Annotated in this window: 18 protein-coding genes; 7 read left to right on the forward strand and 11 right to left on the reverse strand. The window is 71.8% G+C overall.

The features are described from left to right. Nucleotide 1: 1 nt before the first annotated feature. The 7 genes from CA12_RS14815 to CA12_RS14840 all read right to left on the reverse strand — a co-directional run bounded on the left by CA12_RS14815 (nt 2) and on the right by CA12_RS14840 (nt 6507). Nucleotides 2–2125, reverse strand: a complete 2124-nt coding sequence (locus CA12_RS14815; protein ID WP_145359815.1) for a peptidoglycan D,D-transpeptidase FtsI family protein — start codon at nt 2123–2125, stop codon at nt 2–4. Beyond that, complete coding sequence (locus CA12_RS14820; protein WP_145359816.1) at nt 2122–2622, reverse strand: hypothetical protein; 501 nt, start codon at nt 2620–2622, stop codon at nt 2122–2124. The genes CA12_RS14815 and CA12_RS14820 overlap by 4 nt, the downstream gene beginning before the upstream one ends. After that, entirely contained in the window at nt 2619–3509 is an 891-nt protein-coding gene (locus CA12_RS14825; RefSeq protein ID WP_165700777.1) for a rod shape-determining protein MreC, read from the reverse strand. Before CA12_RS14825 ends, CA12_RS14820 begins: the two co-directional genes overlap by 4 nt. Beyond that, nucleotides 3506–4567: a rod shape-determining protein gene (locus tag CA12_RS14830; protein WP_145359818.1), complete on the reverse strand. Its 1062-nt coding sequence runs from the start codon at nt 4565–4567 to the stop codon at nt 3506–3508. The genes CA12_RS14825 and CA12_RS14830 overlap by 4 nt, the downstream gene beginning before the upstream one ends. 188 nt (nt 4568–4755) lie before the next feature. Continuing rightward, nucleotides 4756–4890, reverse strand: a complete 135-nt coding sequence (locus CA12_RS23025) for a hypothetical protein (protein ID WP_261342352.1) — start codon at nt 4888–4890, stop codon at nt 4756–4758. Next, nucleotides 4871–5719: a hypothetical protein gene (locus tag CA12_RS14835; RefSeq protein ID WP_145359819.1), complete on the reverse strand. Its 849-nt coding sequence runs from the start codon at nt 5717–5719 to the stop codon at nt 4871–4873. Before CA12_RS14835 ends, CA12_RS23025 begins: the two co-directional genes overlap by 20 nt. A gap of 134 nt (nt 5720–5853) precedes the next feature. Continuing rightward, nucleotides 5854–6507 carry a hypothetical protein gene (locus CA12_RS14840; protein ID WP_145359820.1) on the reverse strand — a complete coding sequence of 218 codons (654 nt, stop codon included), beginning with the start codon at nt 6505–6507 and terminating at the stop codon, nt 5854–5856. Nucleotides 6508–6955: 448 nt separating this feature from the next. On the opposite strand from CA12_RS14840, the gene CA12_RS14845 reads away from it, so the two are divergent. After that, a complete protein-coding gene (locus CA12_RS14845) occupies nt 6956–7882 on the forward strand; it encodes an STAS domain-containing protein (protein ID WP_145359821.1) in 927 nt (308 codons plus the stop codon). 75 nt (nt 7883–7957) lie between these two features. Continuing rightward, nucleotides 7958–9373: a GspE/PulE family protein gene (locus CA12_RS14850; RefSeq protein WP_242687920.1), complete on the forward strand. Its 1416-nt coding sequence runs from the start codon at nt 7958–7960 to the stop codon at nt 9371–9373. A gap of 112 nt (nt 9374–9485) precedes the next feature. Here the strand turns inward: CA12_RS14850 and CA12_RS14855 are convergent, their stop codons facing one another. From CA12_RS14855 to CA12_RS14865, 3 genes are all read right to left on the reverse strand, one after another. After that, a complete protein-coding gene (locus CA12_RS14855; protein WP_145359822.1) occupies nt 9486–10853 on the reverse strand; it encodes a hypothetical protein in 1368 nt (455 codons plus the stop codon). Nucleotides 10854–10919: 66 nt separating this feature from the next. Next, nucleotides 10920–12515: a hypothetical protein gene (locus CA12_RS14860; RefSeq protein ID WP_145359823.1), complete on the reverse strand. Its 1596-nt coding sequence runs from the start codon at nt 12513–12515 to the stop codon at nt 10920–10922. 98 nt (nt 12516–12613) lie between these two features. Then, entirely contained in the window at nt 12614–14671 is a 2058-nt protein-coding gene (locus CA12_RS14865) for an ATP-dependent helicase (RefSeq protein WP_145359824.1), read from the reverse strand. Between the two features lie 70 nt (nt 14672–14741). On the opposite strand from CA12_RS14865, the gene CA12_RS14870 reads away from it, so the two are divergent. Beyond that, nucleotides 14742–15692, forward strand: coding sequence for a dihydrodipicolinate synthase family protein (locus tag CA12_RS14870; protein ID WP_242687921.1), 951 nt, complete (start codon nt 14742–14744; stop codon nt 15690–15692). An 84-nt stretch (nt 15693–15776) separates the two neighbouring features. On the opposite strand, the gene mutS is transcribed toward CA12_RS14870, so the two are convergent. Beyond that, nucleotides 15777–18368 (reverse strand): DNA mismatch repair protein MutS, encoded by a 2592-nt coding sequence (gene mutS / locus CA12_RS14875; RefSeq protein WP_145359825.1) that lies wholly within the window; start codon nt 18366–18368, stop codon nt 15777–15779. 201 nt (nt 18369–18569) lie between these two features. Here mutS and serC point away from each other — a divergent pair, with 201 nt between their 5' ends. From serC to CA12_RS14895, 4 genes are all read left to right on the forward strand, one after another. After that, nucleotides 18570–19667 (forward strand): 3-phosphoserine/phosphohydroxythreonine transaminase, encoded by a 1098-nt coding sequence (gene serC / locus CA12_RS14880; RefSeq protein ID WP_145359826.1) that lies wholly within the window; start codon nt 18570–18572, stop codon nt 19665–19667. Between the two features lie 55 nt (nt 19668–19722). Then, on the forward strand, nt 19723–20712 hold the full coding sequence (locus CA12_RS14885) for a 2-hydroxyacid dehydrogenase (protein ID WP_145361564.1): 990 nt from the start codon (nt 19723–19725) through the stop codon (nt 20710–20712). A gap of 39 nt (nt 20713–20751) precedes the next feature. Beyond that, nucleotides 20752–21681, forward strand: coding sequence for a hypothetical protein (locus tag CA12_RS14890; protein ID WP_145359827.1), 930 nt, complete (start codon nt 20752–20754; stop codon nt 21679–21681). Nucleotides 21682–21816: 135 nt separating this feature from the next. Continuing rightward, nucleotides 21817–22170 (forward strand): STAS domain-containing protein, encoded by a 354-nt coding sequence (locus tag CA12_RS14895; protein ID WP_145359828.1) that lies wholly within the window; start codon nt 21817–21819, stop codon nt 22168–22170. The last annotated feature ends 7 nt before the right edge of the window (nt 22171–22177 follow it).

A 22177-nucleotide genomic window follows, 5' to 3' on the forward strand; every position in this document is an offset into this window, starting at 1 on the left:
GCTACTGCACGCGGCGGATCTGGAACGCTGCGGCGTTTGCTTGCGGCTTCGCCGGGTCCTCCAAGGCGGCCCAAGCCTCCAATAGATCCCGCGCGACCGGCCCGGCGTCGGCCCCGCCGCTGCCGCCGTGCTCCAGCATCACGCAGACGGCCACCGCCGGTCGGTCCGCCCCGGGCAGCGTGCCGTACCCGGCGAACCAGGCGTGGCTGGGCCGGTCGCCGCCGACTTGGGCCGTGCCCGTCTTGCCCGCGACCCGCAGCCGCTTGGAGCGGGCGTGTCCATAGGCGGTGCCCAACGGATCGTTGACCGCCCTGTCCATGCCGGACCGCAGGGCGAGCCAGGTGCGGTCAGAAAGTTCCACCGCTTCGCCGTCGCCGCCAGGCGGCGCGAGCACGGAAGGCGCGCCGCCTGGCGGCGACGGCGAAACGGGGAGGGCCACTTGAGGGATCACCAGTCGTCCCCCGTTCGCGATCGCGGCGGTCATGCGGCAGACCTGCAACGGCGTCGCGGTGACCTCGCCCTGGCCGACGCCGGTTTCGATCAGCAGATCGCGGGACACTTTCTTATCGTCCACCGGCAGGACGGATCCGGCCCGCTCGCCGGGGAGTCCCGTGCCGGGGGCAACGCCGAAGCCGAACGCGTTCGCCCAGTGCCGCACGTCGGCGGGACCGAGGCGGTCGGCGGCGTCGAAGCACCAGACGTTACAACTCCGGCAGAGGGCGTCCGCGGGCTTCACGTAGCCGTGGCCGACCTCCTCCTGGATGAAGCAGGCGCAGCGGTGCCGCTCCGGCCGGTCGAGGTAGCCGCGGCACTCGATCGAACCGTCGCCGAATACCACGCCCTCCTCCAGCGCCGCGGCGACGATCACCGGCTTGAACACGCTGCCCGGCGGCAGGGCCGCGGCGGTGACCCGGTCCAGCAGCGGCGCCCGCGGATCGCTCCGCAGGTCGGCCCAGCGGTCCGGGTCGCGGAGATCGGCGGGGTCGTACCTCGGCAGGCTCGCCGCCGCGAGCACGGCGCCGGTGTGCACGTCCATCAGCACGGCGGCGGCGCCGGTGGGGATTGGGCGGCCCTCCGGCGGCGTCATCGCCACCGCCAGGCGAGAGACCAGGCGGGTTTGCAGATCGGCCCGCACCGTCAGTCGCACGTCCCGGCCGGGCCGCGGCGGTTTGAGTAACTCCGTTCGCACCGCCGCCCCCCGGCGGTCCTCCCAGATGCGGCGGGCCCCGGCCCGATGGGTGAGCACGCCGTCGAACGCCGCTTCGACCCCCGTCAGGCCGGTCCGCACGTCGTCTTCATGCTGGTCCGATCCCCCGGACGCCCGCAGCCCGACGAGGTGCGGGGCCGGCAGCCCCTCGGCGGTGCGGCGGCCGACGACCGGCAGGACCCGCACGCCGGGGAACCGTTCGGGAGAGCCCTCGATCGCCGCGGCGACCCGCGGCCCCAGCCCGGACAGCGCCCGGTGATAGGCGAGTTCCTCCGCGAGCGTGTCGTCCACCCTCCCGCCGCGTTCCGGCGGGGTGGTGAGTTCCGCGATCACGCGGTCCAGCGGGCCGTCGCCGACCGCGGCGGCCCGTTCGGCGGCGGCGGCGGACCGCTTCGCCTCCCGGGCGGCGACGATCTTCGCCTTCATCTCGGCGATGCGGCCGTCGATCGCGGCGAAGCGGCGGGCGACTTCGCCCACGTCCACCCCGCAGGCCGCCGCCAACCGCACGCGCAGGGCGTCGCGTTCGGCCCGAATCTCCGCCTCCGCCGCGGCGAGCGTCGCCGGGTCGTTCCGCTCCTCCCGGGACAGCCGCGACCGCAGTTGATCGCCGAGCCATCCTTCGTCCGGCTCCGTCTGGAGCCAGCGGTAATGCACGTGCACCTCGAACCGCGCCTCGTCCCAGGCCCAGAGGGCGCCGTCCGCGGAGAGCACCCGTCCGTCGGCGGCGGGCACGGGCTCGTCGCGCGGCCGCGGTTCGTCCCGACCGGCGGCGACCGCTGCGCCGCAGGTGAGCTGGATGAAGGCCACCCGGCCCCCGATCACGACCAACGGGAGCAGGAACGCCGTGGCGAGGACCCCGGCGCGCACGCCGGCGCCCGCCGTCGGTTTGAAGGGGGAATTGAGGGAGGAACCGCTCACGCCCACCCTCGATCGGCGGATCGGGAACTGCCGCCGACCGCGGCGACGAGGCCGCCGCCGAGCAGTCCGACGACGACCGCCAGAGGCAGGGAGCGCCAGCCAGGTTCAACGCCACCGCCGCTGAACGTTTCCGCGGCGGCCGTCAGGCCCGCGGCGGCGGCCCAGCCGAGCGGCCCCGCCAGCGCCCAGCGTCGACCCGGCTCCGAGGTGAGCAGGCGCAGCCCGGCGGCAAGGGCGGCCGTCGCGGCGACGGCGATTCCCGGCGCCCCGGCCGTCGCCGCGGCGTGCAGCAGGCCGACCCACACGGCCAACGCCGCCCCGCCGGCCGAACCTCGCCCCGCTGACAGGGCGAGCCCGCAGATCAGCGTCGCCGGCGGCGCCCACGGGCCGGCGGCCTCGCTCCACCGCAGTTCGATGCAGTACAGCAGGAACAGGGCGCCGGCCGCCGCGACGGTGAGCGCCGCCTCTTGGGCGGGGGAGGGGGAGGCTTGGTTCACGGCTGTTCCTCTGGCGAACCAACGCGACGCCGGTTCAGGCCGGCCCGCACCACTTGAACGGCCCCGCCGGCCCGGCCGGCGAGGGTCGCCAGCGGCCGCACCCGGACGAGGCGCCGCCCGTCCGCGGCGGCCGGTTCGACCGCCGACACCACGCCCACGGGCACCGCGGCCCCGCCGGTTTCCGCGGCTTCGCAGGCGACGACGGCGCCCACGGCGATTGTGGCGGCGGTGGGCACGTGCAGCAGGACGGCGCCGGCGTCGCCGTCGCCGGCCAGCACCGCGGTCGCCTCCTCCCCGCCGCCCGGCGCGGCGTTCCCCGGCACGGTAACGGCGAGGCGAAAGTCGGCGTCGGTCACGGGACGCACGGTCGCGGTCCAGCGGCCCGCCGCCGCGATCCGGCCGACCACAGCGCCGCCGGTGACGACGAGGTCCCCCACATGCACCTGCCGGTCGGCGCCGGCGTCGATCGCGGGGAGATTTTCGGTCAGCAGGGCGACGTCGTCCGCCGCCGTCTCCGTGCCGACCCGGGCGATGAGCAGTTCCGCGACGGCTCCCCGCCGCTCCGCCGTCCCGAGCGTCGCGGCCGTCAGCCAGAGCGGACCGACCAGCCGGTCCGCCGGCGCGTCGGCGGGCGTCGCGGCGAGTTCGGTCCGCAGCCGGGCCACCTCCCGGGCGAGTTCCGCGACGGGCGCCTCCGCCGTCTCGGCCGGGGCGGAGGAGGCCGGGAGCCGGGAGAGAACCGGGCCGGCCAAGTCGTGGAGCTGAGTGCGAACGATCAGTTCGACCCCCGGCGGGGCGGCGGCCAGCAGCGCCCCCAGCGCGATCGCCGCCGCGGTCGGCCAGAGGCCGCGGCCGCTGCGGGGGGAGTCGTCGAGGGCTCCGCTCACGCGGCCCTCGCCGCGGGGGTGAGCCAGTGACGCCAGACGTCCCGGTTCTCCAGCGCCACGATCGCCCCGCGGACCGCTGCGGAACCGGGGTCGGGGGCGATGCGCACCGGCAGGTTCAGCCGGTCGGTGAGGTAGCGGTCCAGCCCCCGCAGGTTCGCCCCGCCGCCGCACAGCGTCAGCCCGCCGCGGGCGAGGTCGGCGACCAGTTCGGTGCCGCAGTCCTCCACGGTCTCGGCGATCGCGGTGACGACCTTCTCCAGCGGATCGGCGAGGGCGTCGCGGATCTCCTCCGCGGTGACGGCCACGGTGCGGGGCACCCGGCCGGCGACGTCCAAACCGCTGACCTCCGTCGTCGCCTCGTCCCCGGTGCGGGCGGCGGAGCCGACCTCGTGCACCACGCGGGCGGCGGTTTCGGCGCCGATCTTCAGTCCGTGAACCGACCGCAGGTGTTCCCGCACGGCGACGCCCCAGTCGTCCCCGCCGGTGCGGACGGAGCGGCCGGCGATGCGGTCGCCGAGGCTCAGCACGGCGACTTCGCAGGTCGCCGCCCCCACGGTGCAGATCAGGCTGGCGATCGGTTCGCTGACCGGTAGGCCGGCGCCCAGCGCGGCGGCCCGGGCGGCGTCCAGCAGACCGACCGACCCGGCCCCGGCCCGTTCCAGCACGCCGACCGCCGCCCGGCGTTCCACCGGGGTCAGTCCGCCGGCGACCGTCAGCAACACCCGGCTGCGGGGGCCGCGGCGACCGCGGCGGGCCTTTTGAATGAGTACCGCCATCAACGCTTCGGCGAGGTCGAAGTCCGCCACGACGCCGCCGACGATTGGCCGCACGGCGTCCACGCCCGCCGGGGTGCGGCCGAGCGTCTGGCTGGCGAGGCGTCCCACCGCCGCCCCGCGGCCCAGCACCCGGCGACCGCCGCGGGCCACGGCGACGACCGTGGGTTCGTCAATCAGCCGCGGCACGGGCGAACGATCCCCCGCCACCGCGACCCGGCAGCGGGCGCTGCCGAGGTCCACGGCCAGATCGGGCCGGACGGTGCGGGTCAGCCGCCGCCACATGCGAGGGGGGAGGGGTCGGTTCTTGCGGGGGCGCGGAAACGCTTCGGGCGCGAACCGGGGGTTGTCGTTCTCAGGCGGGGGCGGCGCGAAGGGCGATTCGGGAAGAAGTCGGCGCGCATGAAAAGACCCAAGCCGGAGCCATGGCTCCGGCTTAGGTCATCAGAGTTTTGGCCGAGTCCGCGTCCCGGTCAGGGGGCGACCTGCCAGCCGTAGGAGCCGAGGTGCAGGACCAGGAAGATGATCCCGCAGGACAGCGCGCCGACGGCGCAGGCCAGCAGCACGTCGTAGACGCCCGGTTCGGGACTAGAGTCGGGTCTTGACATCGTCGCCCTCTTTCACGGTGGCAGTGGGGTTTTTGGAGATGAGGTTGCCGATCGCGGAGTCGTAGCCGACCTCCACCAGTCGGATCTTGCCGATGTACTTGCCGCCGCCGGTCATGCGGACGACTTCCAGTTCGTCGCCCTCACGCAGGCCGTCGTCGCTGCCGACGGAGATGGCGACCTTGGTGCCGGCGCTGCCGCGTTCGTCCACGGCGGTGATCTTGCCGGAGACGTCCGGAGCGGGATCGGTGCCGGTGAAGGCGGAGTTCGGGGCGATCCCGATTTCGCGGAGCTGAGCCCGCAGGGAGGCGACCTCGTCCAGCAGCCGGCCGTTCGTCTGAGCCATCTGGGTGATGGTGACGGACTGGCTGAAGGCTTCGTCGGTGAGGGCGGCGATCTCGCCCTCGGAGGCGACGAACTTCTCGGAGAGATCCGCCGTCCGCTGGCGACCGGCGAGCACCTCGACGCGGCGGTCCTCGGCCTCGGCCTGGGCGATCTCGGTGTCCGCCGTCTGCACGTTCAGGGCGGTGTTGGTGGTCGCCAGTTCGCCCTGGAGGAGCTGGTTCTGCTGGGCGAGCTGCGTGGCGGTCTGCGTTTGCAGGTCGCGCTCGTCGGTCACCTTGGCCAGTTCGGCCTCGATGTCGCCGATCTGCTTGAGGAGTTCCTCCTCGCGGTCCTTCAGGCGGGTCTCGAGCGTGGCGTACTGATCCTTCTGGGTTTCCAGTTCTTTACGGTAGTTGAACTGAGCGGAGTAGACCGCCGCCGACAGCGAGGCGAACACCAGGCTGAGGGCCAGGATCAGCCCGATCAGGATTTTGCCGAACAGGGTCATGGCGGGGGGCGGCGGCGTGGGGGGCGAACGAAGAAGTGTAGGGGCGCGGCGACGATGCGGGGGAGGCCCGCCGGCGGCGGGCGTCCGGCGTCAGCGGGACGGACGACTCAGGGGGGCGTCTTGTTCAAAGCGTCTTATTCGAGGCGTTCGGTCAGTTGCTGACGACGCCGCTCCGCCCGGGCCAGCGCCCCCTCCAGCCGCACCTTGCGGTCCTTCAGGGCGGCGATCTGTTCCAGCACGCGGTAGAGGTCCGTCCGGATCGCGTCGAGTTCCGAGGCGAGGCGATCGGCGTCCTCGGCCCGGGTGGCGGCCTCGGAACGAAGCTGTTCGGCCTGATCGACCAAACGGGCGCCCTCGGCGGTGACGGCCTTCAGCTCTTCCGTCAGGCGCTCGAACTCCGACTGCTGGAAGGCGAGGCGGGCGTCCATCGCGGTCCGATCCGCTTTATTCAGGCGGGTGCGGAGCGGCGCCTCGGCGGCCATCCGGTCCACCCGGTCCTGGAGGGCCTGGCGTTCGGCCTGGAGGCGGTTCGTGCGTTCGCGGTAGGCGGCGACGACGGCGGCGGCCAGGGAGTCCGAGGTCGTGACCGTCTCCGTGGTCACCCGATCGGTCACCTGAAACCGGACCGGCTGTTCGCCGCCGCCGACGCGGGTGATGGAGAACTCGTCCAGTTCCGCCCGCCGCGCGTCCCAGTTCTGCCCGCCGGCGCTGATCGCCGCGGCAAAGCCGCAGAACAGCACGCAGAGCACGAACGCGGCGACCGCCAGCGGTTTGCCGAGTCGGGCCATGAGGGAATGTGGAACGGGGGCGCGGGGAAAGCGACGCGGAACGGTCGCGGGAGGCCGATATCGTGCGGGGGGCGCGCGGGCCTGTCAAACTGCGATCGGCGTTGCAAGTCCGCCGGATGAACGTCGTTCGCCCCCGACCACAGGACCGCGCCAACCGCCCCGACGGGTCGTGCGGGCCGCGGCGACCGCCCGGATTGTTCGGGTCCGGCGCCGCGGGCGGACCCGGCCCGTTGCGGGCGGTCGGGGGATTCTCGCGGCGGGGGGAGGGGGCGGGCGCCGACGGCTCCGGCGGCGCCCGCCTGTTCAATGAAATCTTCCAGCGGAACTCCCTACTATTCCGGGAACGCTGTCGCCTCGGGGGCGTTTCGATACTCTCGGGAAGCGTCCGCGGCGCCGTCCGGCCCCGTTCCCTCCGTCGCCCACCACCCCCTCCCGCAAGGTCTCGCCTGTGGCCACCGAGCGCGCCTGCCGGTTCGAGCAGGACGGCAATCTGCTCATTATCACCCTGCTCCCGGAACTGGCGGAGGTGCCGTGGGCGGACGTGGAGGAGATTGGGTCCAGCCTGGAGACCCGGGTGTTGGATCGGGACAAGCCGCAGGTGATCGTCGACCTGACCCCGCTGGCCCACATGGGCAGCGGGATGGTCGCCCTGGTGGTGCGAATCTGGAAGGCCGCCCAGCAGCAGGGCGGGAAGTTCGCGGTGGTGAACGATCACGAACTGGTTGGGGAGGTGCTCCAGTTGGCGGGGCTGGCCGACCGCTGGACGATTGTGTCCACCCGGGACGAGGCCCGTAAACGCCTCGACGTCCGCGCCAGGGCCGCCCCGGCCCGGGCGGCGATCGTCGGCGGGGCCCCCGCCGCGGCGGCGGCCGGCGGCGGCGGACTGCTGGCGGCCTGCGGGGTGGGCGCGGTGTTGCTGAGTGCCGCGGCGTTGATCCTCATGTTCCTCGCCCCGGACCTGCTGCCCGCCCTGGCCCTGAAGGCGACGCTGTTCGCCGGGGCCGTGATCGGCATTGTGCTCGGCACCCTCACGCTGGCGTGGTACCTCGGCGTGCCCCGGTTCACCGGCGTGGGCGTGCTGCTGTGCAGCGTGGCGCTGCTGATCGCCGGGCTGGTGCTCGAACCGAATCGGCTCCCCGCGGACGACGGTCCGAACGACTCCGCGGACCTCGTCGTCCCCGACGCCGAGCCTTCCACGGCCCCGCAGGCTCCCGGCTCCACGGCCGACCCGCTCGCGGAACCGGCCCCCGAACCCCCGTCGACCCCCGCGGAGGCTCTCAACGGCGCGAGCGACGACGCGGCCCTGATCGGCGCGGGCCAACCAGACGCCGGCCGCCCGACCGAAGTCCTCTCCGCCGGCTCCGTCCGCGACTGACGCCCGCGGGGACGCCGCCCCCGCCGCCCCGTTTTCGTTCACCTCTCTCACACCGTCTCCCGCCGGATCGCCCCCGTGAGTACCGACGAACCGAACGCCGACCGTCCGAAGTCGGGCAATCCCGCCCGGCCGCGGCGGAACCCCTCCGAGCAGCGGGCCCTCCAAGCGGAGCTGCGCGAACTGGCGGACGTGGTCGGCCCCGGCCCGCTCGTCGATCTGCTGCTGGAACGGGCGTTCCAGATGCAGGCGACGGACATCCACCTCGACCCGACCGGCAACGACCTGCGGGTCCGCGTTCGGGTGGACGGGCTGTTGCACGACATCCTCCGCCTGCCCTCGGACACCCAGAACCAGGTGATCAGCCGGGTCAAGCTGCTGGGCGGGATGGACATCACGGAGCGCCGTCACGCCCAGGACGGGCACATCTCCAACAGCATCGCCGGCGTCGAGCGGGACGTGCGGATCGGCAGCGGGCCGACGATCCACGGCGAACGGCTCGTGCTGCGGCTCATGCCCGAAAGCGGGAACTTCACCCGGCTGGAGGAACTGGGCATTCGACAAGCCCAGCAGGAACTGCTCGAACGGCAGCTCAACCGGCCGTACGGCATGATCCTGGCGGTCGGCCCGGTCGGCAGCGGCAAGACGACCACCATGTACGCCGGCCTGCACGGCCTGAACGAACCCCACCGCAGCCTCGTCACGATCGAAGACCCGGTCGAACGTCGGATCGAGGGCGTGAACCAGATTCAGGTCGACAACCGGACCAGCTTCGGCTTCGCCGAGGCCCTGCGGGCCTGCCTGCGGCAGGACCCGAACGTGATGATGGTCGGCGAGATCCGCGACGCGGAGACCGCCCACATCGCCGGCCGGGCGGCGCTGACCGGGGTGCTGGTGCTCTCCACGATGCACGCCAACGACGCGGCCAGCGCCGTCGACGTACTGCGGGAGTTCGACGTGCCGCCGGCCGTCATCGCGGATTCGGTCAACTGCATCGTCTCCCAGCGCCTGCTCCGCCGGGCCAGCGAACGCAGCCGGGAGGAGTACAGCGCGGACGACGCCACCGCGGAGATCCTCGGCCTCTCCGCCGAGGAGCGGGCCGACGCCACGTTGGTGCGGGGCATTCCCTCGGAGGAGAACTTCCAGACCGGCTACGTCGGCCGGACCGGCGTTTACGAGGTGATGCCGATCGACGGCGACGTGCGGAAGGCGATCCTCCGCGGCGCCCCCACGCGGGAGATCCGTGACATCGCCCGGGCCAACGGGATGAGCAGTTTGGAATCCGAAGCCCGGGCGAAGGCGCTGTCCGGGGAAACCACCGTCGAGGAGTTCGTGCGGTTGCAGGCCGGCCTCTCCGACGATCCGACCGGCAAGCGGGACCGCACGCACGGCGAGTTCGCCGGCAACCCGGATCGCCGCCCCGACGGCCCGCCGCAGGGCGGCGGCGACGGCCGGTCGAATCCGCCGAAGTCGTCCACCGTCCGCGTCGCCTGAGCGGCTGTCCGTCGGGCCGTCAAGGTTTGCCGTCGCCGCTAGGCGGCGCGAGGTTGCTGGCCTGTCGACGCGCCGCTTAACAGCGACGGCGAACCGATTTGTCCCGTCCGCCTCACTCCGTCTTCACGGCCGTCAGCCGCACGGTGAGGCGGCCGTCGTTGTCGTCCAGTTGGCCCCACTTGTCCCGGCAACGGAGCACCAACTGGCCTGACGCCGGGGCGGTGAACGTGCCGGCGGCGCCCAGTTCGAACTCCTCGCTGAGGGTGTAGTCGTTCGGGTCGAAGATCGCCCCGACCAGCCGGCCGCGGCCGTCCTCCCCGCCGTCGGCGGTCACCGGCGGCGGCGGTTCGGTCGGTTCGGCGTCGTCCTCCGGCTTCGGCTCCTCGTAGTCGTCGTCCAGCACGGTGACGTGCGTGGGGCGGGGTTCGTCCCGGCCGACGCTCCACTCGCCCTCGGCGGCGTATTCGATCACGACGCCCTCCGTCAGTTCCGCGGCCCCGGGCTGCCAGCCGGCGTCCGCCTTCAGCCGGGCGGTCGCCCGACGGCCCTCCCGCAGCGGGCGGTAGCGGCCCTTCCAATCCCAAGCGATCAGGTCCGGCCGCACGCCCTGTTCGAGCACGTCGAGGAAGAAGTCGTATTCGAAGGTGATCTCCCGCGCCATCGGCCCGTAGACGGACTCGAAGCTCAGCTTGCCGTCCTCGTTCATCAGGCTCACGCCCAGCGGGCGGTAGCGGTCGCGGTAGTTCGGGTTGTAGGCCAGCACGTGCGCCAACGCCCAGCGCCAGGCGTAGTTCTCCCAGCTGTCGCCGGTGACGGCGTTCGGGTCGAGGATCTCACGCAGGGTTTGCCGCGGCGAGGTTTGCAGGTGGCTCATCACCGGCTCAGAGACCCGCACGCTGACGTCGCCCTGACGGAAGTAGGAGCCCAGTTCCGCCAGCCCCTCGCTGTACCAGACCGGCCCGGTGCCGCCGAAGGTCAGCATGCAGTAGGCATGGACGGACTCGTGCAGCGGGGTGCCGCGGCGGGAGGAGGCGTAGGCGGTCGCGCTGGCGTCGGTGGCCCGGAACTGGCCGGTGAAGGTGTTTTGCAGGCCCATCGTCGAGCCGATCGTGACTCCGCCGCCCTCGCGCATCTTCGCGGCGGCCTCGGGCGGCAGCGGCACGCCCTGCCATTTCGCGGTGTCCTTCCAGACCAGCAATGGGATCGGCTTGCGCAGCGGCGCGCCGAAGAACCGGCCGACCAGATCGAGCATCGTTTCCAACTCGACCAGCAGCGCCTCGGATTTCTCCGCGGGCAGGTCGGTGGTGAGGATCACGTTCCGGCTGCGAAAGACGTTCAACGCCGGGCCGGTCGCCTCTCCCGCATTGCCGGCATCGCCGCTGGCCGGCGGCTGGGCGAGCGCCGGGCCGCAACACGTTAACGCGGCGAGGGCGGCGAAGGTCAGGCCGAAGGTGCGGCGGGCGGAACGCGGGGCGGGCACGGGGCGTCTCTCAAGGCGGGGCGTCGTGCGGCCAGAATAACGTCCCCGCCGTCCCGCGGCCGGCGTTCAGTCCGCCCGCCAGAAGCTCACGACCACCGAGCCGGCGTTGTCGTGTAGTTGGCCCCACCGGTCGCGGCAGCGCACGGCGAGGTGGCCGTCGGTCGGCGCCACGAACTCGCCCTCCGCGCCGAGTTCGATTTCTTCCGAGAAGCTCAGCCCGACCGGGTCGAACACCGCGGCCACGAGGACGCCGCGGGAGTCCGCGAGCCCGTCCGCGTCGCAGGGGGCGTAGGCCGCCGCCGGAGGCCCGGCGGGGTCGGCCGGGGCGGGGTCGGCGTCGAAGTGCGGGACCGGAGCATCCGGACCGACGATCCAATGCCCCCACGTGCGTACCCTCAGGCGCTGCCCCTCCACGACCGCCAGCCCCGTTGGCTGCCACCCGCGGCGGGCGATCACCTCACCCCCCGTCCAGTTCCCCCGGCCCGGCGGGATGGGCGCAGCGGCGACCGACCAGTCCCAGGCGGTCAGCGCCGGGTCCGCTCCCTGCTCGAACGTGTCCAGAAAGTGGTCGAATTCGAAGGCGATGCGGGGGGCGTCCCGGCCGAAGGCGGCGTCGTAGCGGTCTTCGACGGCGTCGGCGAGGGATTCGGCGACCTCCGGGGCCGGCGGCGGCGCCGGCCGCAGCAGCGTGGCCCCGCCCGGCCCCGAACCGACCGATTGCACGACCACCTGCTGAACCGGCTGCGAGGGCGACTGGGACGCGGCGAGCGTCGCTTCCGCAGAGCCCATGCCCGACAGCAGCCCCGGCAACGCGTCCCGGAAGCGGGCGGCGTAATTGGGGTTGTGCAACATCATGTGGGTGAACGCCCACCGAAACGGAACCGACGTCGCCGGGTCCAGCCCGTAGGGAGCGAAGTCCTCGTTGAGGGCCGGCGGGCCGGCGGCGAAGTCCGCGATCTCCGCGGCGTGGGGTCGTTCGTCGGGGTGGGCGGCGGTGTGCCGAAGGTAGTCGTACTCCCGCTTAACCACGCACACGCGGCCGCCGCCGGTCGTGCGATACCGGCCGACTTCCGCCAGCCCGTCCCGCAGCCAACTGGACGCGGTGACGCCGTAGTCCGTCGCCAACAACGCCGCGACGGCGCCGCGGCCCGCCATCCCGCCGGCGGCCGGGCCGTACCATTCGGTGCGGTCCGGGCTGTCCTGCTGGGCGACCAAGACCCCGTTCATGACGCGCGCGGCGGGCAGCAGAGCGGTTCCCCCGGGCGTTGCGCGGGCGGCGCCGGCCTGCCACGGCAGGGGGAGGTTCTCCCACGGCTCACCTTGATCCCAGGCGAACAGCCTCACCGGGTCGCCGGCGATCGTCACGCCCGGGAAGGGGCGGGCGGGGATCCCCCGCTGCGGGCGGCGGGGCCGGTCCGGCTCGGTCTTCAACAGGCGCCGCACCGCCTCCGCGTTCGCCGCCGCCCGCGCCCCTTCCGCCGCGGCCAGTTCCGGCGAAAGGTCCGTGTGCAGCGTGAGGTTGGGGAGCGTATAGGCCCGGATCTCCGGCGGGACGGCGCCGTCCGCCGGGGGCGGGTCCGGCGGCGGGTCCGCCGCCAGGACCGGGGCACAGGAGACGACCAACGCGGCCGCGAACGGGACAAACGGGCGGACGCCGAACACGTTGAGACTCCGAATGGAGCGAAACTGAGGGGAGCCTTCAACCTACCGGGCCTGATCCGCCCGCGGAAGACCTTCCTCCGATCGCACCCCGGCGTGCCTCACCCCCGTCGAGCCCGGATCGCGGCCCGCACGTCGGCGGCGCTGACGGTCGCGGCGGGCGCCGGGGGGGCTTCGTCGGCCGCTTCCCCGCTAGCGGCCAGCGTTTCGCAGCCCGCGAGGGCTTCCGGGGTCAGGAACGGGGTGAGTTCCGAGAAGCCGTAGCCGTCCCGCAGCCCGTGCCGTTTGAGGTGCCGGGTGAGCGGGTGGCAGATCGTCAGGTGCGTACGGGCCCGGGTGAGGGCGACGTAGAACAGTCGGCGCTCCTCCTCCAGCGCCGCGTCGTCCTCCGCCTGCTCGCTGGGAATCCCGCCCTGGCAGGCGTTCAGCACGAACACCGCCTCGAACTCCAGGCCCTTGGCGGAGTGCATTGTGGAAAGCGTGACCGTCTCCTCGTCCTCCCGCGGCCCGGCCGACGCCGCGGCGCTGCTGGGCGGGTCGAGCGTCAGGTCCGCGAGGAACGACGCTCGATCCCGTCCCCGGCCGGCGAGCAGTTCGATTTGCTCCAGGTCCCGGTTCCGCTCGGCGGCGTTGTCGTAGGTCGCCTCCATCAGCGGGCGGTACAGGCGCCGGACGCGCCGGATCTGGGACGACAGATCCTCCCGGTTCGCGGCGAGCAGCGGCATCAGGTCGAGGAACGCCTTCCACTCGGCGACTCCCCCTCCCGGGGCGGCTAACTCTTTCCAACTCCCGAAGTCTCCGTTTGACTCCCGCAGTAGGGCGACCGCCTTCGCCGCCCGACTCCGCCCGACTCCCGGGAGGAGGAGCAGGCAGCGGAGGGTGCTGATCTCGTCCCGCGGGTTCTCGGCCAGTCGCAGGAATGCCAGCAGGTCCTTCACATGGGCCGTCTCGAGGAACCGCAGCCCGCCGAACTTTTTGAAGGGGACGTCCCGCTTTTGGAGTTCCAACTCCAACGCGAGGCTGTGGTGGGAGGCCCGGAACAGCACGGCCTGTTTGTCGAGTTCGAGGCCGCTGTCGCGGAGTTCCAGCAGGCGGTCGGTGACGAAGCGGGCCTGTTCCGCCTCGTCCTTGCAGCGGACGACCAGCGGGGGCGGGCCGATCTGCCGGGTGGCGGTGAGGGTCTTTTCGTGGCGCTCCGCGGCGGCGGCGATGACGGCGTTGGCGACCGTCAGGATCGCCGCCGTGCTGCGGTAGTTCGTCTCCAGCGGCAGGACGGTCGCGGCGGGGTAGTGCTCGGCGAAATCGAGAATGTTCCGCACCGTGGCGGCCCGGAAGCTGTAGATCGCCTGGGCGTCGTCGCCGACGGCGGTGAGGCCGCGGCCGTCCGGGGCGAGGTTCTTCAGCAAGCGGGCCTGGAGGACGTTCGTGTCCTGGTATTCGTCCACCAGCACGCGGGGGAACCGCGACCGCAGCGCCGGGCCGGCCTCCGGGTCGGCGGCGAGGGCCTCCCAGAAGAGCAATAAATCGTCGAAGTCGAGCAGGTTCTGCTCCCCCTTCGCCTCGTCATAGAGGTCGAACAGGCGCCGCAGGGTCGGTTCGTGTTGGAGGAGGTGCGGGTAGCGGGTTTCGAGCACCTCCGCGACGGTCTCCCCGCTGTTCGCCGCGCGGCTGACGATCGCGGCGCAGACAGCTTTCTTCGGGAATCGCGCCCCGCCGCTGGGCAGTTCGAGTCGGCCGCGGCAGAGGTCGAGCAGGTCCTCCGTATCGCCTCGATCGAGAATCGAAAAGTCCCGCGGCAGGCCCAGGGCGGCGTGGTAGACCCGCAGGATGCGGGCGGCGACGCCGTGGAAGGTGCCGCCCCACACCTGCCGGGCGGCCCGCTCGCCGGCCTCGCCCAGCGCCCCCCGCAGGCGGCGGGCGACGCGGTCCAGCATCTCCGTCGCGGCCCGGCGGGTGAAGGTGAGCAGCAGGATGCCGGACGGGTCGGCGCCCTCGCGGATCAGGTGGGCGACGCGGGCGGCGAGGGTCGTCGTCTTGCCGGTGCCGGCGCCGGCGACGATCAACAGCGGGCCGTCGCCGTGGCTCGCCGCGGCCCGCTGCTGGGGGTTGAGGCCGGCGAGGACGGGGTCGTCGGGAGCGTCGGCGTCGTTCTGCGGCATGCCCGGAGTGTCGCGGGTCGGCGTGCGGCGGCCAACCGGTTAGCCTGTCGCCCCCGTTCCCAAGGCCCCCATGATGCTCGAAGTTCCCGCCCTCCCGCCGATCAAGCCGAACCGGACGATCCGGGGCGCCTCGGCGATTCTGCTGCCGTTTCTGAGCGACGGTTCGATCGACTGGGCCTCCTTCGACGCCCATCTCGAACGCACCGCCGAAGCGGGGCTCACGCCGGCGGTCAACATGGACACCGGCTACCTCCACCTGATCACTGAGGCGCAGCGAGAGGCCGTGCTGGATCGCACCGAGCGCGTGCTGGGCGGGGCGGAGTTCTTCGCCGGGGCGTTCGTGAAGGACGAACCGGGGGCGAAGTTCGACCTCGACGGCTACGCCGGCGCCGCCGAACGCATCCGGCAGCGGGGCGGCCTGCCGGTCGTGTTCCAGTCGTTCGGCCTGACCGCCGGCGACGCGGCGGAGATCCTGCCCCGCTACGAAGCCTTCGGGGAGCGGGCCGGCGAGTTCTTCGCCTTCGAACTGACCCCCGATCTGGCGGCGTTCGGCAAGGTCTACTCACTAGAAACGTTCCGCGGACTGCTGGCGATGCCCCGCTGCATCGGCTCGAAGCACAGCAGCTTCCACCGTCAGCCGGAATGGGATCGGATCGAGTTGCGGGACGAACTGCGGCCGGACTTCCGCCTGATGACCGGCAACGACTTCGCCATCGACATGGTTATGTGGGGCAGCGACTACCTGCTCGGCCTGTCCACCTTCGCCCCGGACCGCTTCGCCCGCCGGGACCGGCTGTGGGCCGACGGCGACCCGGCGTTCTTCGAACTGAACGACGAGTTGCAGTACCTCGGCCGGTTCGCCTTCCGCACGCCGGGCGCCGCGTACAAACACAGCGCCGCCCAGTTCCTGAAGCTTCGCGGCTGGCTCCAAACGGACCTCACCCACCCGGACAGCCCCACCCGCCCGGACTCGGACGTCGCCGTGCTGCGGGAGTGCGCGGAGCGGCTGGGGGTGCTGTGACCCGGGAGGCGAGTGGTGGGCGTCAGCCCTCCGTGTCCTCGGGAGCGTGCGAACACACGGAGGGCTGACGCCCACCGCTCGCCTTCAATGCGCGCTGTCGCGGAGTTCGGCGAGGGTTCGCAGGGCTTCCATCGGGGTGAGGTGGTCCGGGTCGAGGCCCTTCAGTCGCACCAGCGCCGGGTGCGGCTCCGGTTCCATGCGGAACAGGGCGATCTGCTTTTCCTTGCGGCGGCCGTTGCGGTGGCCGTTCCTGGCCGGGGCGGCGCCCTCCTCCAAGCCCCGCAGCACCTCCGCGGCCCGGTCCAGCACGGGGCGGGGGACGCCGGCCAGTTTGGCGACGTGGATGCCGTAGCTCTGGCTGGCCGGGCCGGTGCGGATGGTGTGCAGGAACACGATCGTCCCGTCCCGCTCCGCGACCGCGACGTGCCGGTTGGAGAGCCCGGCGAGGTCTTTGTCGAGGCCGGTCAGTTCGTGGTAGTGGGTGGCGAACAGGGTGCGGGCCTTCACCGCATCGTGCAGGTGCTCCGTGACGGCCCAGGCGAGGCTCAGCCCGTCGTAGGTGCTCGTGCCGCGGCCGATCTCGTCGAGGATGACGAGGGACTTCTCCGTCGCGGCGTTGAGGATCCGGGCGGTCTCGGTCATCTCGACCATGAAGGTGCTCTGCCCGCGGCCGAGGTCGTCGCCGGCGCCGACGCGGGCGAACACGCGGTCGGCCAGCCCGATCGTCGCCGCCTCCGCCGGCACGAAGCTGCCGCACTGGGCGAGGATCAGGATCAGCGCCGTCTGCCGGATGTAGGTGCTCTTGCCGGCCATGTTCGGGCCGGTGATGAGGTGCACGCGGTCGGCGGGGGTGAGCGTCGTGTCGTTCGGCACGAACTCCCCGCCCGGGCGGAGCACGTCGAGCACCGGGTGCCGGCCGGCGGTGATGCTCAGCACCGGCTCTGCGGAGAGTTCCGGCCGCACGTAGCGGCGGGTGGCGGCGAGGTGGGCGAAGCAGGCCAGTACGTCCAGTTCCGCCAGCACGCCGGCGGAGCGTTGCAGGGCGGGGACGAACTCCGCGACCCGCTCCCGCAGGGCGGTGAACAGTTCCTGCTCCAGCGAGACGGCCCGCTCCTCGGCCCGCAGCACCTTGTCCTCATACTCCTTCAGGGCGGGGGTGATGTAGCGTTCGCGGTCCTTGAGCGTCTGCTTGCGGGTGTAATCCTCCGGCACCTTATCTTTGTGCGTGGTGGTGACTTCGAGGTAGTAGCCGAACACCTTGTTGAAGCCGACCTTCAGCGAACTGATGCCCGTCCGCTCCGCCTCCTCGGCCCGGTATTTGGCGATCCACTCCTTACCGCCCTTGGCGAGGGCCCGCAGTTCGTCCAGCTCCGGGGAGAAGCCGGTGCGAATCAGGCCGCCGTCGGTGATCTGGATCGGCGGATCGTCCGTGAGGGCCGCCGCGACGGCCTCCCGGACGTCGGGGCAGGGGTCGAGTGACCCGTTCAGTGCCGTGAGGCGCTCCGCGTGGCGGGCGTGCAGCAGGTCCTTGATTTTGGGGAGCAGACCGAGCGTGCGGCAGAGCCCGCCCAGGTCCCGCGGCGAGGCCCGCCGCGTCGCCACCCGGCCGGCGAGGCGTTCCAGGTCGTAGACCCCGGCGAGCGCCTCCCGCAGCGCGGTTCGGTCGGCGGCGGCGTTGCAGAGGTCCTCGACCGCGTCGTGCCGGGCGGCGATCGCAGCCCGGTCCGTCAGCGGTTCGGCCAGCCAGTCCGCCAGCCGGCGGGCGCCCATCGGGGACTTCGTTTCGTCCAGCACGTCCAACAGCGACCCGCTTCGATCGCCGTCGCGGAGCGTGCGGGTCAGTTCGAGGCTGCGGCGGGTGGCCTCGTCGATCCGCAGGCAGTCGTCGCAGCGGTAGGGCGATAGGCCGGTGATGTGCGGGAGGGCGGCCTTCTGGGTGTCGGCGGCGTACTCCAGCAGCGCCGCGGCGGCGGCCACGCCGGGGCCGGCGTCGTCCAGGTCGAACCCCGCCAGCGTGCCGGTGCCGAAGTGCTCCGTGAGCCGCTTGATCGCCGCGTCCGTGCCGAAGGCGTACGCCGGGCGCTCCGTGACGAGGGAGCCGATTCTCTCGGCGGCCTCGGGGACTTCGGTCCCCTCGGCGATCAGCAGTTCCGCGGGGGCGATGCGGGCCAGTTCGTCCGGCAAATCGGCCGGGGCGAGGTCCGCGGTGACGAACCGGCCGGTGCTGACGTCCAGCCAACTCAGCCCGACCCGCCCGCCCTTCGCCGCCTTGCCGCGGGGGCGGTGCAGGGCGGCTAGGAAGTTCGACCGGTTCGGTTCGAGCAGGTCGTCGTCCGTCAGCGTGCCGGGGGTGACGACCTGCGTGACCTCCCGCCGCACCATCCCCTTCGCCGTGGCCGGGTCCTCCATCTGCTCGCAGACGGCGACGCGGTGCCCCTTGCGGATCAGCTTCGAGAGGTGGTTCCGCAGCGCGTGATGGGGGAACCCGGCCATCGGTACCGGGTTGCTGGAGCCCTTGTCCCGGCTGGTCAGCGTGATGCCGAGGTGCTTCGCGGCGAGTTCGGCATCCTCGTAGAACAGCTCGTAGAAGTCCCCCATCCGGAAGAGCAGCAGCGTGCCGGGGTGCTCGGCTTTCACCTCCAGATAGCGGGCCATCATGGGGGTGGGTTCGCTCATGCGGGTGAGGTCTCAGTCACGCGGGGCCCAAGCCGGAGGCATGCCTCCGGCCTGGGGGAAGGGTGGGGGGGAGGACGAACCGAAGGATACCCGCGCCTGTCGGGCCGTGAGGGCCGTCCCGTTGACCCGCCGCGAAGGCCCCGGCACAGTGCCGCGCGAATCCTTCGAACCCGTCGCGCCCGCTTTCCCGACCTCGCCCCGATGTCCGCGCCCCTGCGTCACTACAACTTCTCCGCCGGCCCCGCGGTGCTGCCGGAAAGCGTGCTGGAGGAAGCCGGCCGGAACCTAATGAGCCTCGGCGACACCGGCGTCGGGATCATGGAGCACTCCCACCGCGGCAAGCCGTTCGTCGCGATCATCGAGCGGGCCGAAGCGTTGATCCGCAAGATCGCGAACGTCCCGGACGGCTATTCCGTCCTCTTTTTGCAGGGCGGGGCGAGCCTTCAGTTCGCCATGTGCCCGATGAACTTCCTGCCGGACGGCGGCACCGCGGACTACCTCATGACCGGCTCCTGGAGCAAGAAAGCCGGCAAGGAGGCGAAATTGTTCGGCAAGGTGCACACCGCGTGCAGCAGCGAGGCCACGAACTTCGATCGCATCCCCTCCCCGGCGGAGACGACCTACAGCGACGACCCGGCCTACGTTCACTTCACCAGCAACAACACGATCTTCGGCACGCAGTTCCCCACGGAGCCGACGCCCCCCGGCGACGCGTTCCTGGTGTGCGACGCCAGCAGCGACATCTTTTCCCGGCCGGTGGACGTCTCCAAGTACGGCCTGCTGTACGCCGGGGCTCAGAAGAACCTCGGCCCCAGCGGCGTGACGCTGGCGATCCTGCGGAACGATCTGCTGGAGCGGAAGTGCCGCGAGGTGCCGGCGATGCTGGACTACAAGACCTACGTGGAGGGCCAGAGCCTCTACAACACCCCGCCGACGTTCGGCATCTACGTGCTGATGTTGGTGCTCGAATGGATTGAAAAGGAAGGCGGCCTGTCGGCCATCGGCGAGCGGAACGAGGCGAAGGCGACGAAGCTCTACGACTACCTGGACAGTTCGAAGCTCTTCAAACCGACCGCGGCGAAGGGCAGCCGCAGCCTGATGAACGTGTGCTTCGTCACCGGCAACGAGGAGACCGACGCCGCCTTCATCAAGTACGCCGACGAACGCGGCCTGAAGACGTTGAAGGGCCACCGCAGCGTCGGCGGCATGCGGGCCAGCCTGTACAACGCCTTCCCGCCGGCCGGCGTCGACAAGCTGATCGAGGCGATGCAGGAGTTCGAGTCGACCCACGCCGCCTAACGCCGAGGCCCCGCGGGGCCTCGGCGTGACGGCCCCCCCTTTCTTGGAGGCGAAGGTGCAGATCGCCCTGTTCAGCGCGAAGCCCTACGACCGGGAGTTCTTCGCCGCTGCCGCGGAGGGCTCCCCGCATGAGGTGCGATTCGTCGAGGCGACGTTGTCCGCGGACACCGCCCCCCTCGCCGAGGGGGCGGACGCCGTCTGCATCTTCGTCAACGACCGCTGCGACGCCGCAGCGGCAAACGCCCTCGCCGACCTCGGCGTGAAGGCGATCGCCCTGCGGTGCGCGGGGTTCAATAATGTCGATCTGGACGCCGCGCAGGACCGGGGCCTCGCCGTGGTGCGGGTGCCGGCCTACTCGCCGCACGCGGTCGCGGAGCACACGCTCGGGCTGATTCTCTGCCTGAACCGCCGCATTCACCGGGCCTACAACCGGGTGCGGGAGCACAACTTCGCCCTCTCCGGGCTGCTGGGCTTCGACCTGTACGGCAAGACCTGCGGGGTCGTCGGCACGGGGGCGATCGGGACCTGCGTCGTGCAAATCCTCCGCGGGTTCGGCTGCCGCGTGCTGGCGGTCGACCCGAAGCAGAACCCGGACGCCCTCGCCGCCGGGGCGGAATACGTCGACCTGCCCCGCCTGCTGGCGGAGTCGGACGTGATCACGCTGAACTGCCCGCTGAACGACGCGACCCTCCGGCTGATCGACGCCGACGCCCTCGCCGCGATGAAGCCGGGCGTGATGCTGGTGAACGTCTCCCGCGGCGCCGTCGTCGACCACGCCGCCGTGCTAGCCGGCCTGAAGAGCGGCAAGATCGGTTCGCTGGCCCTGGACGTCTATGAGGAGGAAGAGGTGTTCTTCCGCGACGTCAGCGACGAGACCCTCGCCGACGACCAACTCGCCCGCCTGCTGACCTTCCCCAACGTCCTGGTGACGGGGCATCAGGCCTTCTTCACCCGCGAGGCCCTCACCGCGATCGCGGAGACCACGCTGGCGAACCTCAGCGACGTGGAAGCGGGCCGCGACTGTCCCAATCGGGTCTCTAAGTAACGCGGACGCCCGGCCGGGCCTCCGCGTTACGATGCACGCATGACGGAAACGCCGCTCCCCCGCGAAGAGTACGTCGAGCAGCGGCACTTCTTCCGCACGCTCCGCGGCCGCCTGGCGGAGGGCGTGCCCACGCAGGAAGCGCTCGGCCAGGTGCGCGAGGAGTTGCTCGCCACGACCCGTCTGCCGGTGGCGATCGACCTGCTGAACGACGAACTCCGCCAGTCCGGCCGGATGAGCCCGGCGATGGAGCGGCTGAACTTCTACTTCACCCCCTTTCAGGCCTTCGTGGTGGGGAAGGGGGAGGAGGACCGCACGAAGTTCGACAGCACGCTGGCGTTCCTGATCCTCGAACGCCTCGCCGGGTACATGACCGGCGATCGGCCGATCCGCTCCGAGGCCCGCGAGGTGGACGACGCCCCCTCCCGCCGCGGGCTGTTTCTCTACCAGTTCGAAACGCTGGCCCGCAGTCGGCTGGGGTACACGGCCGGCCTGACCGCGGTCGCCGCGGACCCGTTTTACGACGAGACCTGGTCCGGCTGGATCAAGACGATGCGGCGGGCGATCGGCGAGGTGGACTTCGCCGAACTGCTCTATCGCCGCAGCGGGTGGTTCCTCGAACTGAAGCGGCGGGCTGACGGCGATCGGGAGGTGACGGTGCCGTTCGACCTGCTGTTCGGCGAGGCGGAGGGCCGCATCGCCTGGGCGAATCGCGGCAAGGACCCGCTGTACCTGTTCGCGGCGCTCCAGCGGCAACTCGGCTACCCGGAGGTCCCCCGCCCCCCGCGCACCGCCCGGGCCGAGGAGATCCCCCCAGCCGTCCAGGCCCAACTGCACCGGCTCGAACGTCGCCTGCAGTTTCTGGAAGCGGAGCAGAAAGGCGGCTTGAATCTCGACGAACTGGCGGTGCGGGCGGATCGACCGGCGTTTCGGGACGAACCCAACCGTCTGCCGCCCCCGGGACGCCCCTGAGGGTCCCCCCACGGCCCGCGACCTCCCTGATCAGTCCCCGCCGCCGCGGGGGCGCCCCCTCCGCCGCGGAATCGCTTGACCGCCTGCGCCCCGGGCCGCAAGATTTGCGACCCGCCCCGCTTGCCGAGAGTACCGATGGCCGACCACCGCCGAATCAACGTCGAGGAGATCGACGGTGTGACCGTCGCCCGATTCGTCGACAAGAAGATCCTCGACGAGACCAATATCCAGCACATCGGCGACCAGCTGTTCAGTCTGGTGGACGACGACGGGCGTCAGAAGATCCTGCTGGACTTCGAGAACGTCGAGTACCTCTCCAGCGCCGCCCTCGGCAAGCTCATCACCATGGACAAGAAGGTGAAGGCGGCGGGCGGCAAACTGAAGTTGTGCAGTGTCCGGCCGGAGATTTACGAGGTGTTCGCGATCACCAAGCTGAACAAATTATTCGACATTCGCGAAGACCAGGAGCGAGCCCTCGAAGGGTTCTGACCCGGAC

It is taken from the genome of Alienimonas californiensis, from assembly GCF_007743815.1.
Lineage (GTDB): Bacteria > Planctomycetota > Planctomycetia > Planctomycetales > Planctomycetaceae > Alienimonas > Alienimonas californiensis.

Bases quoted from the DNA above. Each gene is read 5' to 3' on its own strand.
- CA12_RS14870 (WP_242687921.1), top strand. From the start codon at position 14,742: ATGATGCTCGAAGTTCCCGCCCTCCCGCCGATCAAGCCGAACCGGACG.
- CA12_RS14865 (WP_145359824.1), bottom strand. From the start codon at position 14,671: ATGCCGCAGAACGACGCCGACGCTCCCGACGACCCCGTCCTCGCCGGC.
- CA12_RS14835 (WP_145359819.1), bottom strand. From the start codon at position 5,719: ATGACCCTGTTCGGCAAAATCCTGATCGGGCTGATCCTGGCCCTCAGC.
- mutS (WP_145359825.1), bottom strand. From the start codon at position 18,368: ATGAGCGAACCCACCCCCATGATGGCCCGCTATCTGGAGGTGAAAGCC.
- CA12_RS14840 (WP_145359820.1), bottom strand. From the start codon at position 6,507: ATGGCCCGACTCGGCAAACCGCTGGCGGTCGCCGCGTTCGTGCTCTGC.
- CA12_RS14830 (WP_145359818.1), bottom strand. From the start codon at position 4,567: ATGTGGCGGCGGCTGACCCGCACCGTCCGGCCCGATCTGGCCGTGGAC.
- CA12_RS23025 (WP_261342352.1), bottom strand. From the start codon at position 4,890: ATGTCAAGACCCGACTCTAGTCCCGAACCGGGCGTCTACGACGTGCTG.
- serC (WP_145359826.1), top strand. From the start codon at position 18,570: ATGTCCGCGCCCCTGCGTCACTACAACTTCTCCGCCGGCCCCGCGGTG.
- CA12_RS14890 (WP_145359827.1), top strand. From the start codon at position 20,752: ATGACGGAAACGCCGCTCCCCCGCGAAGAGTACGTCGAGCAGCGGCAC.
- CA12_RS14895 (WP_145359828.1), top strand. From the start codon at position 21,817: ATGGCCGACCACCGCCGAATCAACGTCGAGGAGATCGACGGTGTGACC.